Genomic DNA, 12,526 nt, shown 5'->3' on the forward strand with positions numbered 1-12,526 from the left:
GCTCCTACGCTCCCCACTCCTGCTCGTACGTCTCTTCCTTGAAGCCGACCGTCACACGCTTCCCATCCGTGACGATTGGACGCTTCACGAGGCGTCCGTTCGAAGCTAGAAGCTTCAATTGCTCTTCCGCCGACATTGTCGGCAGCTTATCCTTCAGCCCAAGCTCCTTGTACACTTCACCTGAAGTGTTGAAGAACTTCTTCAACTCCAAGCCGCTGAGCGCAATGACTGCCCGCAGCTCTTCCAGATCTGGCGCCTGCTCGAACAGATCATGCTGATCCAGCTCCCAGCCTTTGGCTTGCAGTGATTTGATCGCCGAGCGGCAAGTGCCGCACTTGGCATACATATATATTGTCAGCTTACCTCGCGTACTCATTCGTTAATTCGTTCCTTCCTGAAGAAAAAGTTCCAACCGCCTAAGATCATCAGGCAGCGATGCCGTCCATTTCATACGCTCTCGCGTAATCGGATGCGTGAATGCAATCGATTCGGCATGAAGCGCCTGTCTGCCTGCCACCTCATCCGCCTCGCCAAGCCCCTCTTCCGGCCCATACATTTCATCTCCGATGAGCGGACAGCCAATATGTTTCATATGTACTCGAATTTGATGCGTCCGCCCCGTCTCCAGCTTCAGCCGAACGCAAGACGCCTTCCCATCCCCATACACAACCGCTGTTTCATAATGGGTCACCGAGGCATATCCGTCTGGCGTTACGATGCGGAGATGAGGACGCTCCGGATCCCGGTCGATCGGCCCGTTAACTGTACCAGCGTGCGGCACAGGATGATGATGAACAAACGCCAAGTACCGCTTCTCTATCTCGTCAGCCTGCAGCTGCTCGGATAACTGCTGGTGCACATACGGCGTCTTCGCGATAACAACCAATCCCGATGTATGCTCGTCCAATCGGTGAATTGGGCGAAACCGAACGATCTCGCCCCGCTCCGCCCAATAATGAACGACGCCGTTCGCCAGCGTCCCTGTATAATGGCCATGCGTAGGGTGTACAATGAGTCCCGCAGGCTTGTTGACGATCAGCAGATCGCCATCCTCGAACACGATATCAATTGGAATCGGCTCGGGCAGAATATCATCCGACCGTTCCTTCTCCATTCGGATCGTCACAACATCGCCGGCATGCACACGATCAGAGGTGTAGACCCGATTGCCATTCACGGTCAAACCAAGCTCCGTCAGCTTCAGCCGGGACAGCAGCTTGCGCGACACGCCAAGCTTGCGCTCGAGAATCGTTCGCACCTGCATGCCGTCTTCCCGTTCTGTTGCTGTTACAGAGAGCGGTGCATAATAATCCTGTTCGCTCATGACTTGTCGCGTGTCTTGAATACGTTCGCGCTGCGAACATATTCGGTATCCGGAACGCCGAGCAGCGCATTCGCCGAACGGGCAACTGCGAAGAAATAATCCGATAGACGATTGATATATTTCAGCGCCTCGGCAGGAATAGGATGCTCGGAAGAAAGTGTCACAATGCGGCGTTCTGCACGTCGGCAGACCGTCCGGCATACATGCAAGGTAGCCGACAGTTCGCTTCCCCCTGGCAAAATAAAGCGCTGGATCAGCGGCGCAGCATCCGTATGCGCATCGATCCACTGCTCCAGCCGCTCCGTCATGTCCGCTGTTACTTTATAGTGCTGTTCCGCAGGAACCGCAAACGCCAGATCGGAACCGCAGTCGAACAGTTCCTGCTGAATTTCGACGAGTTCAGCTGCAAGCGCTTGCGTTGCAGCTTGAGAAGCCGCTTGTGCAGCCGCAATACCAACGAAGCTGTTCAGCTCGTCAACCGTTCCGTACGCTTCCACATGCGGATCATCCTTCTGCACTCTGCCGCCTTTCATAGACGTTAAGCCTTTGTCGCCCGTTCTCGTATAGAGCTTCACGGATTCACCAATCCTTTCATCGCTTGCTGAGACAATGCCAGATCAGGCGCATTCGTTGGGATAATGATGAACAGATCGTCTGGTACGAAGCCTGCCTTCTGGAACATCGCCGCCTGCTTTACCGGAATGCCGTACAGATGCTTCTCCTGTACGTCCTCACCTTTTCCCTTATCATCTTCCTTGAAGACCGTGCCCGTAATGACACCGTCCGGATAATCTTGGGCGTTGAACAAATCGTCAAGCGGTTGTCCGCCGCCTTCGCCAACCATGGAGACGAAATCGTTCTTCGGAATAACGAGAATGCCATGTTCTCCTGCAATATATTCAACGATCAGCTTCTGCGCATTATAGATTGGGCTGCCGAATACATCAACCGTCTTATCGCCCATCTTCTGCTGCAGACCTGTCTTAATCGATTGTGCAACCGTATCCGGGAGCCCAGTCTCCGGAATCAAAAATACAGATAAATCCGCCTTATTCCCGCATCCAGTCAACAATACAGCTGCCAGCAGCATGGTCGAGAGCGCTGCGCCCCATTTGGTCATCCATTTCATTCTCAACAAGTCGTTCCCCTCCAAATCAGACTGTCTCTACTATACCATAAAGATAGATCTCCCCAAAAAAAGAAACGCCCCTAAAAGGGGCGATTATTGCACAAATATAAGATCGGATCGAAACGAACAACGCCGATTAAAATACAGAGCGAGTCGTTTCACCTTGTGCTCTTGAATGGCATGAATACTGCATATACTCATTGATCTTCACGTCGAGTTGTCGACTTAGATCGATCACAAGCTCCGATTGAAAGGTGGCCTGCTCCCTGTACATACGCTCCATTGCGTTGCGCAGTACCATTATCTCTTGTTCCAGAACCTGTAAGGTCAGGGGCAGCTTTCGCGTCGAATGTACACTACGTTGACTGGATTGCATCAGCATCGAATCTGACTGCATAAGCTCTTTCTCCGCTACCGTCAATGCTTTCCCTCCTTTGGCTCTGCTTATAACCGACAGTGATTTGTAAAGCCACTGTTAAATTATATCAAACAGATCTTCGGATGGATAGTCAACATTTATGTTATTTGTAAGGTTTCTGTTAACAATTAGCCTTCATTTCGAACGCGTTCAACGAATTTGCCGATACGTTCGATTGCTTCATTCAGCTGTGCAACACTCGTCGCGTACGAGCAGCGCAGATGACCTTCGCCTCCAAGTCCGAACACATTGCCGGGTACTGCCGCAACGTTCCCTTCGGTGAGCAGACGCTCAGCGAACACTTCCGATGACAGACCCGTTGACTTCACCGACGGGAATGCATAGAAAGCTCCTTGCGGCTCATGGCATTCAAGCCCGATCTCACGGAAGCCCTTAACGACGAGACGACGACGCTGATTGTACGATTCAATCATCCGCTCCATCTCTTCCATTCCGTTCGTCAATGCTTCGAGCGCGGCTACCTGACCCATGATTGGCGCGCACATCACGGTATATTGATGAATGCGCAGCATCGCGGAGATAATCTCAGGATGTCCGCAAGCATAGCCCATCCGCCAGCCCGTCATCGCGAACGCCTTCGAGAAGCCGCTCACGAGAATCGTCCGGTCGCGCATGCCAGGCATAGCTGCAAAGCTAACATGCTTCTGGCCGTACGACAATTCGGCATAGATCTCGTCGGAAATAACGATCAAATCATGCTCGTCGACGAGCTTCGCAATCGGCAGCCAGTCGTCGTACGTCATGACACCACCTGTTGGATTGCTCGGATAGCATAAAATAAGTACTTTGGAACGCGGCGTAATCGCTGCCCTCAGCTGCTCTGCGCGCAGCTTGAACGCATCCTCTGCGAACGTCTCAATCCCAACCGCTACACCGCCGCTAAGCGTCGTAATCGGAGAGTAAGAGATGTAGCATGGCTCAGGAATCAGAATTTCATCGCCTGGCGCTATAAGTGAACGTAATGCCAAGTCGATCGCTTCGCTGCCGCCAACCGTCACGAGTATCTCGTCTGCCGGGTTGTACGTCACCTTGAAGCGGTCATTCAAATAACTGCCAATCGCCTCGCGCAGCTCCGGCATACCGGCATTGGACGTATATTGCGTCTTGCCATTCTCAAGCGAAGAAACGCAAGCGTCACGTACATGCCAAGGGGTAACAAAATCCGGCTCGCCGACGCCGAGCGTAATGACGTCCTTACGTCCGCTTACTAAATCAAAAAAGCGCCGAATGCCAGATGGCTTCAGCGAACGTGCCTGAGGTGCCAAATAGTCGGCGAATGAAGCGCGCTTATTTACCGACGCAGTCTGCTGTTCGTTAATCATGCCCTATCACCCTTTATGGCGAAATCATCAAGCGTTGGTCACCAACGGATTCGTCGAAGATGATGCCATCCTGCTTGTATTTTTTTAGAATGAAGAATGTTTTCGTGGAAAGCACCGAATCGATCGGCGACAGCTTGTTGGATACGAAAGAAGCGACTTCCTTCAACGTCTTGCCTTCAACCTCAACGAGGAGATCGTATGCGCCAGACATGAGGTAGACCGACTTGACTTCCGGATACAAATAAATGCGTTCCGCAATGCCTTCGAAGCCGCGGCCGCGCTCAGGCGTAATCTGCACCTCGATCAATGCGGTAACGGTTTCGTCATGCACCTTGCTCCAGTTCACGACAGCTGCGTATTTCACGATCAGATGATCATTCTCCATCTCAGCGATTTCGCGCTTTACAACGTCGGGTTGAACATCCAGCATCGTCGCGATCAGCTCTGCGTCCCGACGGGCGTCTTCCTTCAGCAAGTCCAATATCTTCATCTTCAAATCGCTCATCGTCACAGCTCCTTCAAACCTTTCTTCCGATATATAAAATTAATTTTACAATGAATCCGTTCCGACTGCAAAACAAAAAACAGCAGTCCCCGACGTCTGTAATCCAAACGAAGTGAAGACTGCTGCATCGGTTAGCTGTAGTATCTAGGCGGCTGCTGCGCTTGTTGTTGCGGGATATGCGCCACATTCGGCTGGCTCGTATAATAGACCGATTGCTGCGCGATGCCGCTAAGCTTCTGCTGCACGAATTGGTTCGTTTTCTGCAGCGTCTGATCGTATTGTTTGCCCTGCTTGTCAATCTCCTGACGGAGCGCTGGGGACGACGTGTTGTACATTTGCTGACTTTGCATAGCAGTGAACAGCTGTCCTTGCATATTCAATGTGCTGTTCAGCAGGTCCGTGAACAACTTCCGAACCGCTGGACATGTTGACTCTGTTGCCGCCGTTGCGTATTCCCGAACAACCCGTTTCAGGTCGGACAGAATGACGCTCGCCAGATCCTCATCCGGCAAAATCGACTGATGGTGCTGCTGCATACAATTGTCTCCTCCTATTCTTTACGGTGATTATTGCTGAGGCTGCGTTGGCGCCATGCTAGCATGTTGATGCAGCGTCTGCAGCAGCGTCTGATAGTGCTGTTGATGTGTTGAAATAAATTGCTGTGCGACTTGAACGAGAGCTTGATTCGAGCTCGAAGAAGCGAGAACGGCATTCTGCTTCAGCAGCAAATCTTCATTCGACATCGAGTCGGCAATGTACTCTAACTCTTTGGCCGTAATCGGCTGTACCATTTGCATAACCTCCCTTGCTTTTTTAAACACCTCCCGTATTTTGTCCCGACACTTTCCCTAATATGTAAAATCGAGCAAACGAAATGCAAAAAGAAAGTCCGTCCCTACATACGGCTTGCAGGGACTTGAACTTTCTTGCGGAGACAGATTATGGAAGATGAATCGTCTTTACATGGTCTAGATGAAGATACACCGAATTTCCTCCGGCAGTGGCAAGCTCCACCATGTTCTGATCCACGTTCTTCAGTACGCCAATCTTGTTCGGATTCTCACCCAGATCTAAGATAACAAACTCGCCAACCAGCTTACGAAGCTGCTGATCGAATGTACGTGCAAGCGTTAGCGGCGATGGCTTGAGCGGAAACTGCTCTGGGGTCAACGTATAAGGCGTCACGTTCGGGCTATATGGGATTAAATACTTCAGGTGAGTGAGAGATACGATAACCGAGTGATATACAGGTGAATAGAACACGAAGAAGTCGTTCATTACGCTTGTCAAATAACCGTGAATCGATTGATTGCCGGTGATGTACAGCTCGGAGAACATGCCCTTAGCGTTCATAAGCGTTTTGCGGTAAGAGATCGCATCGTTCGCTTGCTCGAATGGGGTTTCGGGCACATCGATTGTCATACTAGATGCGTCTTGCATATTGGCTGGTCTCATTTGCTGCAAATGAATAATCGGCACATAAACGAACTGCTGGCCATTATGGATAACAAGTATATCCTGCCCCATGTCAACGAGCTTGCCCCGCAAGGTTGATGACTTTCCCGATATATCAAGGTCGATCAGACTATTCATTAACGGATGCTGCTGCTTCATTGAATACTGCCCCTCCTTTCACTCTCAATAGTCGTACGCCTATGAGTCGTGCAGTGAAACGAGGTGAAACGCCTGCAGCCGTCTTGTAATCGGCGCAGTGCGTTTCATCCCGGAGAAATATAAGCTTACGTATAAGGAGATAGCCTTATAAAGTCTTATATTTCGAAAAGCCGAGTCGGAACGGTTACCCATCCGGCCCGGCTTACGTTCACCGGCACTTCGCGGAAGTTAACGGCTTACGCGCCGTTTGAGGGATTTCTTCACCACTGGAGCTGCTGGTTTAGGTGCTGGCGCGTTGGTAGCGCTAGCTGTACCTGTGCCTGTTCCGCTTGAACCATTACTAGAACGCTTTTTCATCTCGAGCTTGATCGATTGGATATGATCGATGAACATGTCTACTTTTTTGTGTTGGGATACGATAAGAACGCGGTCGCCGGACACTTCAGCCAAGAAACCTTCTACTTTCTCAGGACCGCCCCAGTTCACTTGTACAAATTTCTGATTCAGTGCTTTCAGGACACCGCGGAAGTTATCTGCTTGGATGAATGCTTTCGTGCCTCCCGAACGGCCGCCAGTTCCGCCTGTGCGGGAACCTCCCGTACCGTGGCTGCCATCCAGATCCGTAATCGATTTGATGTGGCTTCTTTTGACATAAACGACGCCTTCAGTCGTTCCTACAACCAGGTAGTCGCTTTTCACTGCCAGAAGCTTGCCGTTGATTGCGTTAGGACCGCCACGGTTGATTTTTACTTGCTCACCAACAAGAGCCTCAAGGAAATTTGCATTGCCGTTTCCTGCCGAGCGTTGCGAACGATGGGAACGATGAGGATGATGGCCTTTATTGCAGTTGTTGTGGTTATAGTTCCAATACATCATAGGATGTTTCCCTCCAAATAAATGATAGATAGATAGACTCCAGACGAACCAATTAAGAGCAACCGACTTGACATCACGTTACGATCAACTGCTCGCTTGCACCTACAAGTCTGTTAGTTCTGCATCCCTCCATTACCGTCTTAGGTTCATCTATCCTTGGTGACGATTTGTAATATATCTATATGTATCTCGTATAGTAGCGGTACTAGATATATGAACTATCTTTAGTAGATTGGACGAACTTCCTGTCGCGATTAATAGATTCGGTTCATAGATTATTTCATGTCCAATTAAAGGAGGAATTGCTAATGGCATCATACAAAGCTGGCAAAAGAGACTGGGGCTCTTGGGGTGAGATGAACCGAGGCTCTGGTGGCGGCTCGCAAGGTAACCGTTCCGGCGGATCGCAAGGCAACCGTTCCGGCGGATCGCAGGGCAACCGTTCAGGTGGATCGCAAGGCAACCGTTCCGGCGGATCGCAAGGCAACCGTTCAGGTGGATCGCAAGGCAACCGTTCCGGCGGATCGCAAGGCAACCGTTCCGGCGGATCGCAAGGCAACCGTTCCGGCGGATCGCAAGGCAACCGTTCCGGCGGATCGCAAGGCAACCGTTCGGGTGGATCGCAAGGCAACCGTTCCGGCGGCCGCTAAGGGGCATGTAAGTAAATCGGACAACCCCATCCGTTTCTTCCAGTGACGTGACAAGCGCCTCACGCATAGAGTAAATAGCACAAAAGCCTATCGATACCGATAGGCTTTTTACTTTGGCCTCGGAGGTGCACGAATGTCGCAGCAGTCGGTTTCGCCTAGATCGATCACAATCGAACAGTCGGAGTGGGAGAAGCTGCAGGAAAATCCCAGCAGCAAAGACTTTGTGCAAATAAAGTTGACGATGGACGGCAAAACGATCGACGCAAGCCTTCGTCATCGCGGAGGACATACGATCCGATACGCTAAGAAATCCTATGAAATTCGATATAATCGAAGCAATAGCAGCGGCGTTCGCACGCTGCATTGGAACGCAGAATACGACGACCCTTCCGTGATGCGCAACGCTTTCTCGTTTCAATTCTTAAACACGCTCGGCGTCTATTCGCCTAGAACGAAGCATATCGAGCTGGAGTTGAATGGTGAGGCGCAGGGGGTTTATTTGGAGATCGAAGCGGTAGACCGTTATTTTTTCAAAAATCGGAACTTAGGTTGGAAATCGCTTATCTATGCAAGCAACGACAGCGCTAATTTCAGCTTATACGATCCCTATACGTACGAGGAGAAATCATCGCTATTCGAAGGATATGAGAAGCAGCTTGGCGATGACAATACAAAGACCCGACTTACTTCATTTATAAGCAAAATCAATCAGCTTGAGGGAAGCAGTCTAGCTAAGGTGCTATCTTATCGACTGGATACAACTTTCTACTTAAAGTGGCTGGCTGGTGCGGTACTGACAGGCAATTACGATGGCTTTGAGCAAAACTATGCGTTGTATGAGCGGAGCAGCAATGGGAAATACCGGATTCTGCCATGGGACTATGAAGGTACGTGGGGAAGAAACTGCTACGGCCGCGTGTGCGACAGCGACATTGTAGATGTGAAAGGGTACAACGCGTTGACGGAGAAAATATTCTCCTTCAGCGATTATCGTGCGGAGTATAAGAAGATATTGCTTGAATATCTAGAAAATCAATTTACGCTTGATACGTTGTCTCCTGCAATCGAGAGTATGCACGGCTCGATTGCGGATGCGATCAGCCGTGATTATACGCGCAAGCACCCGTTCTCGGTATTCGAATCCGAGCCGTACATTATGCGCCGCTACATTGCTGAGCGGCGCGATATCGTGTACAACGAATTAACGAACAACTGGCCGGACTAGTGCTTCTTTAAATGCATGTTCAAAAGTTCGGTTTTCAGCACCGTGCCGAATCCGCTTCCTGTGATACTTCGTGATCAAAAGCGGACTGGTTAGAAAATATCCATGCTCAAGTATCGTTCACCTGTATCCGGTGCAATGCACAACACACGTTTGCCCGGTCCCAGCCGCTTGGCTATCGTCAGTGCCGCCCACACCGAGGCGCCGGATGAAGGGCCTACCAGAATACCTTCGAGACGCGCCAATCGGCGCATCGTATCGATCGCATGATCGTCCGAGACTTGAATGATTTCATTATAGATGGAAGTATTGAGGATAGAGGGCACGAAACCCGGACTTGTGCCGACGAGCTTATGCGGTCCAGGACTTCCGCCTGACAGCACAGGCGAGCCCTGCGGCTCAACAACCGCCACATACAAGTCCGGCAGCCGCTCCTTGAGCGCTTCGCCCGTTCCTGTAATCGTTCCACCCGTACCTGCCGTTGCTACGAACGCATCGAGACGCCCTTCCGTTTGTTCTAAAATTTCAAGTGCAGTCGTCGTCCGATGCACATCCGGATTGGCATGATTCTCGAATTGGTTCGGGATGAAGCTGTTCGGAATGCCTTGCGCAAGCTCCAGTGCCTTCGCTATAGCGCCAGGCATCCGCTGCGCTGCTGGCGTGAGAACTACTTCAGCGCCGTATGCTTGGAGCATCTTAATCCGTTCCACCGACATGTTGTCCGGCATTACGAGAATGAGCCGATATCCTTTGGCCGCCGCATTCATTGCAAGTCCAATGCCCGTATTCCCGCTTGTTGGTTCAATAATGGTGCCGCCAGGTACGATCATTCCTCTTCGCTCGGCGTCTGCGATAAGCGCGGATGCAGCCCGATCCTTTACGCTCCCACTCGGATTAAGCTTCTCAAGCTTGACCAGCACCTCCGCGTCCTCTTCGGTTACCAGCCTTCTTAGCCGAACCGCTGGCGTGTCTCCAATGAGGTCCGTTATCGATTGCACGATGCGTGGCATGCGCGCCCTCCTTTCGTTGTGCTGCTTGGAATCCATCTTCTCCAGCAGCCGTTCTATTCAATAAATGTCTTGTGGCAATCCATCCGATAATCGGCATGCTGCCGACTCCGAATAACAGCCACGTAATTGCAGCCGGCGAATGCGTACGAGTTAGTACAAGCAGATAAGCCGTCATGCCGATCGCTCTGCCGAACGTGAGTGCTAGCTCTCGCAGCACGATCAATTCCTCACGCTGTCTTACCGACTCCTCATTACGACCAATTAAATCAAAAACTGTTGATGTCATTGGGATCATATAGAGCGGTATAAGCAGCGCCGTGCCAATACCGAAGACAAGCAGCATCGGGTAAGTAATGCCGAAGAACAACGGTAGAATGACTGCTGACAGCGCGATAACACCGATCAGCATCGCGCCGCTGCGTTGTTTCATTTTAAGAAAACGACCCGTGAGCCAGAAGCTGACGAGAGCTACAGCAGACGTAATTAAAGCATAGTTGCCGACTTTTTGTTCCGTATGTGTCGCTACATAAACGGTCAAGCCGACTAGAAACATAAAGACACTGTCGCGTATGCCCTGCGTCGTAATCGCAATGGCGAATCGGCGCCATGGATTGCCTCGCTCCTTCAGCTGTCTGAACGGAAGCATCCAATCATAATGCCCTTCCGGCCCTCGATTCTTCAGCCCAAGCGAACCGATCACTGCACCGGCAAGCACGATCAAGGAAGCAGTGAAGATGACTCGGTACCCGACCCCATCTCGCATCGACGTAATAATGAAGCCAGACAACCACGGCGCAATAATACCGGCAGCCGCCCCGAGAAGACCGGCAAGACCGTTATAGCGATCGCGATTGTCCGCCTCCGTCACTTCGAAGTAGATAATATTGTACGAGAGCCAGAACAAGCCAAGGGCAAGTCCATCCAATATGCCGATTGGCACGACCCAGCGGTAGGCAGAAGGACCAAGCATAAGCACCGTAAAATAAAAGCAGCCCGACAGCACAATGCCGAGCCGAAATACAATCATTTTGTTATGTTCCTTGACCCACTTGCCTGCGAGCCAGAACAGTAATCCGCTTACGATATATTGGCTCATGCAAAACCAGCCGATGCTTGCGAACGACTCCTTCGCCTTCCACAAATAAACGGGTATAAACGTGCCTGATAATGCACTAGCGGCCGCGTACATCCCATGGACAGCAATGAGCCGGCGGGATTGTCCATCCAGCCGACCAGGCATACGTTTATTCGCAGCTTCTACAGTCAATTCACATAACCTCCCGATTAAGACATCATCCTGTTTAAGATGTCCCGAACCAGGAGCGAGCATGCTTCATAATTACTTCGACGACTTCTCCAGAAGCTCCGTCAACTGTTGACGCGCTGCAAACGACAGCTTCGTCGATGTTTCGAAGCAGGTTGGACATACGTACAGCACCGTCTCGAATGGCGCAGCGAGCAATGGTTGTCCAAGCGCTGGCGGTTCCGCTGACTTGAAGCTGTCGCGCGTTACTTGATTGGTGCCAATCTCCAACATGTAGCCGCGGCAGGAAGGGCATTCCGGCACTTCGAGCTGGTCATCCTGTACACGCTCGATCTTCTCTTCTACCGCGAAACTCGAACGTCTCGCTTGACGGAAACCGTCGCCTGCCTTAGCCGATTCCGTCCATTCATTCGAATCATCCGACCATTCATTTTCTTCCTCATGGTCGTGACTGTGTTCCAGCTCTTCGTCGGAATCATCAGATCCCTGATCGATACCGATCTGCAGTGTCCGATAGCCAGACAGCTCATTGTTGCAATGCGGGCAGAATGGCTCTGGACCCAATTCCTCGTCCCATACAATTTCGGAATGGCACCATGGACAAATCGTTCCATTGTGCTGATGTTCGCCGCTGCTCATCTTACTTCACCTCTAGTTATTGGATAAATAATATACACCCAGCGCTACGAAAAGAAGCGCGAAGGCAAACAGCGTTCCCCACAAATACTTCACGTTATAATCCCCCGTGCAATTAGTTGATGGTCGCGCCTATTACAAAAGAAAGCGCTACGGAAATAACCATAGCAATGAATCCAACTGCGCGATTGTCTTGCTCAATTTCGTGATCGATACGGAATACAGGTGTAACGAATTCGAATAGAATGTATGCGGCAAGCAGAATGGCACAGCCGAATGCCGCCCACCCGATACACTCATAGATCGATTGGTCCGCAGCAATGGAGAAGCGGAAAATGTTGCAAATGCCCAACATTTTGCCCCCGGTCGCCATTGCAACGGATAAGTTGCCCTTCTTGATTTCTTCCCAGCATGAATAAGAGGTAACCAGCTCAAACAAGTATAACACGACTATGAGCGCGAGCACGGCAACCGACACATAAGCCATCGAGGCGACAAGCGGGTTGTCAAGAAATCGATCGAGTTCGCGTTCCAT

17 protein-coding genes are annotated in these 12,526 nt (G+C 50.9%); 2 read left to right on the forward strand and 15 right to left on the reverse strand.

The window, feature by feature from the left end:
- Positions 1-4: 4 nt before the first annotated feature.
- The 11 genes from H8B09_RS15175 to H8B09_RS15225 all read right to left on the reverse strand — a co-directional run bounded on the left by H8B09_RS15175 (position 5) and on the right by H8B09_RS15225 (position 7,209).
- Positions 5-376: an arsenate reductase family protein gene (locus tag H8B09_RS15175; protein ID WP_191204344.1), complete on the reverse strand. Its 372-nt coding sequence runs from the start codon at positions 374-376 to the stop codon at positions 5-7.
- A 3-nt stretch (positions 377-379) separates the two neighbouring features.
- The gene (locus tag H8B09_RS15180; RefSeq protein WP_191204345.1) at positions 380-1,324 is read right to left on the reverse strand and encodes an RluA family pseudouridine synthase; all 945 of its coding nucleotides are present in this window, start codon (positions 1,322-1,324) and stop codon (positions 380-382) included.
- A complete protein-coding gene (locus H8B09_RS15185; protein WP_191204346.1) occupies positions 1,321-1,899 on the reverse strand; it encodes a cob(I)yrinic acid a,c-diamide adenosyltransferase in 579 nt (192 codons plus the stop codon). The genes H8B09_RS15180 and H8B09_RS15185 overlap by 4 nt, the downstream gene beginning before the upstream one ends.
- Positions 1,896-2,462, reverse strand: a complete 567-nt coding sequence (locus tag H8B09_RS15190) for a hypothetical protein (RefSeq protein WP_191204347.1) — start codon at positions 2,460-2,462, stop codon at positions 1,896-1,898. The genes H8B09_RS15185 and H8B09_RS15190 overlap by 4 nt, the downstream gene beginning before the upstream one ends.
- 127 nt (positions 2,463-2,589) lie before the next feature.
- The gene (locus H8B09_RS15195; RefSeq protein ID WP_224753620.1) at positions 2,590-2,874 is read right to left on the reverse strand and encodes an aspartyl-phosphate phosphatase Spo0E family protein; all 285 of its coding nucleotides are present in this window, start codon (positions 2,872-2,874) and stop codon (positions 2,590-2,592) included.
- A 125-nt stretch (positions 2,875-2,999) separates the two neighbouring features.
- Positions 3,000-4,214 carry an aminotransferase class I/II-fold pyridoxal phosphate-dependent enzyme gene (locus H8B09_RS15200; protein ID WP_191204348.1) on the reverse strand — a complete coding sequence of 405 codons (1,215 nt, stop codon included), beginning with the start codon at positions 4,212-4,214 and terminating at the stop codon, positions 3,000-3,002.
- Between the two features lie 13 nt (positions 4,215-4,227).
- On the reverse strand, positions 4,228-4,719 hold the full coding sequence (locus H8B09_RS15205; RefSeq protein ID WP_191204349.1) for an Lrp/AsnC family transcriptional regulator: 492 nt from the start codon (positions 4,717-4,719) through the stop codon (positions 4,228-4,230).
- Positions 4,720-4,850: 131 nt separating this feature from the next.
- Positions 4,851-5,255 carry a spore coat protein gene (locus tag H8B09_RS15210; RefSeq protein WP_191204350.1) on the reverse strand — a complete coding sequence of 135 codons (405 nt, stop codon included), beginning with the start codon at positions 5,253-5,255 and terminating at the stop codon, positions 4,851-4,853.
- 30 nt (positions 5,256-5,285) lie between these two features.
- Positions 5,286-5,510, reverse strand: a complete 225-nt coding sequence (locus H8B09_RS15215; protein ID WP_191204351.1) for a hypothetical protein — start codon at positions 5,508-5,510, stop codon at positions 5,286-5,288.
- A gap of 148 nt (positions 5,511-5,658) precedes the next feature.
- Positions 5,659-6,333: a YwrJ family protein gene (locus tag H8B09_RS15220; protein ID WP_191204352.1), complete on the reverse strand. Its 675-nt coding sequence runs from the start codon at positions 6,331-6,333 to the stop codon at positions 5,659-5,661.
- Positions 6,334-6,561: 228 nt separating this feature from the next.
- Positions 6,562-7,209 (reverse strand): hypothetical protein, encoded by a 648-nt coding sequence (locus H8B09_RS15225; RefSeq protein WP_191204353.1) that lies wholly within the window; start codon positions 7,207-7,209, stop codon positions 6,562-6,564.
- Positions 7,210-7,704: 495 nt separating this feature from the next.
- Here H8B09_RS15225 and H8B09_RS31280 point away from each other — a divergent pair, with 495 nt between their 5' ends.
- Positions 7,705-7,905 carry a hypothetical protein gene (locus H8B09_RS31280; RefSeq protein WP_502572613.1) on the forward strand — a complete coding sequence of 67 codons (201 nt, stop codon included), beginning with the start codon at positions 7,705-7,707 and terminating at the stop codon, positions 7,903-7,905.
- 87 nt (positions 7,906-7,992) lie between these two features.
- Positions 7,993-9,084, forward strand: a complete 1,092-nt coding sequence (locus tag H8B09_RS15235; RefSeq protein WP_191204355.1) for a CotH kinase family protein — start codon at positions 7,993-7,995, stop codon at positions 9,082-9,084.
- Positions 9,085-9,173: 89 nt separating this feature from the next.
- Here H8B09_RS15235 and cysK read toward each other — a convergent pair whose 3' ends face one another.
- The 4 genes from cysK to H8B09_RS15255 all read right to left on the reverse strand — a co-directional run bounded on the left by cysK (position 9,174) and on the right by H8B09_RS15255 (position 12,526).
- Positions 9,174-10,091, reverse strand: a complete 918-nt coding sequence (gene cysK / locus H8B09_RS15240; RefSeq protein WP_191204356.1) for a cysteine synthase A — start codon at positions 10,089-10,091, stop codon at positions 9,174-9,176.
- Positions 9,985-11,358, reverse strand: a complete 1,374-nt coding sequence (locus H8B09_RS15245; protein ID WP_224753621.1) for an MFS transporter — start codon at positions 11,356-11,358, stop codon at positions 9,985-9,987. Before H8B09_RS15245 ends, cysK begins: the two co-directional genes overlap by 107 nt.
- Before the next feature lie 72 nt (positions 11,359-11,430).
- The gene (locus H8B09_RS15250; protein WP_191204357.1) at positions 11,431-11,994 is read right to left on the reverse strand and encodes a hypothetical protein; all 564 of its coding nucleotides are present in this window, start codon (positions 11,992-11,994) and stop codon (positions 11,431-11,433) included.
- 112 nt (positions 11,995-12,106) lie between these two features.
- Complete coding sequence (locus H8B09_RS15255) at positions 12,107-12,526, reverse strand: DUF350 domain-containing protein (RefSeq protein ID WP_191204358.1); 420 nt, start codon at positions 12,524-12,526, stop codon at positions 12,107-12,109.

The sequence above is a fragment of the Paenibacillus terricola genome (genome assembly GCF_014779765.1).
In the GTDB taxonomy this organism is placed as follows: domain Bacteria; phylum Bacillota; class Bacilli; order Paenibacillales; family Paenibacillaceae; genus Paenibacillus_T; species Paenibacillus_T terricola.

Excerpts from the sequence above, each read along its gene's own strand:
- H8B09_RS15210 (WP_191204350.1), bottom strand. The coding sequence starts at position 5,255 with ATGCAGCAGCACCATCAGTCGATTTTGCCGGATGAGGATCTGGCGAGC.
- cysK (WP_191204356.1), bottom strand. The coding sequence starts at position 10,091 with ATGCCACGCATCGTGCAATCGATAACGGACCTCATTGGAGACACGCCA.
- H8B09_RS15250 (WP_191204357.1), bottom strand. The coding sequence starts at position 11,994 with ATGAGCAGCGGCGAACATCAGCACAATGGAACGATTTGTCCATGGTGC.
- H8B09_RS15255 (WP_191204358.1), bottom strand. The coding sequence starts at position 12,526 with ATGGAACGCGAACTCGATCGATTTCTTGACAACCCGCTTGTCGCCTCG.
- H8B09_RS15220 (WP_191204352.1), bottom strand. The coding sequence starts at position 6,333 with ATGAAGCAGCAGCATCCGTTAATGAATAGTCTGATCGACCTTGATATA.
- H8B09_RS15215 (WP_191204351.1), bottom strand. The coding sequence starts at position 5,510 with ATGGTACAGCCGATTACGGCCAAAGAGTTAGAGTACATTGCCGACTCG.
- H8B09_RS15205 (WP_191204349.1), bottom strand. The coding sequence starts at position 4,719 with ATGAGCGATTTGAAGATGAAGATATTGGACTTGCTGAAGGAAGACGCC.
- H8B09_RS15175 (WP_191204344.1), bottom strand. The coding sequence starts at position 376 with ATGAGTACGCGAGGTAAGCTGACAATATATATGTATGCCAAGTGCGGC.
- H8B09_RS15225 (WP_191204353.1), bottom strand. The coding sequence starts at position 7,209 with ATGATGTATTGGAACTATAACCACAACAACTGCAATAAAGGCCATCAT.
- H8B09_RS15200 (WP_191204348.1), bottom strand. The coding sequence starts at position 4,214 with ATGATTAACGAACAGCAGACTGCGTCGGTAAATAAGCGCGCTTCATTC.
- H8B09_RS15235 (WP_191204355.1), top strand. The coding sequence starts at position 7,993 with ATGTCGCAGCAGTCGGTTTCGCCTAGATCGATCACAATCGAACAGTCG.
- H8B09_RS15180 (WP_191204345.1), bottom strand. The coding sequence starts at position 1,324 with ATGAGCGAACAGGATTATTATGCACCGCTCTCTGTAACAGCAACAGAA.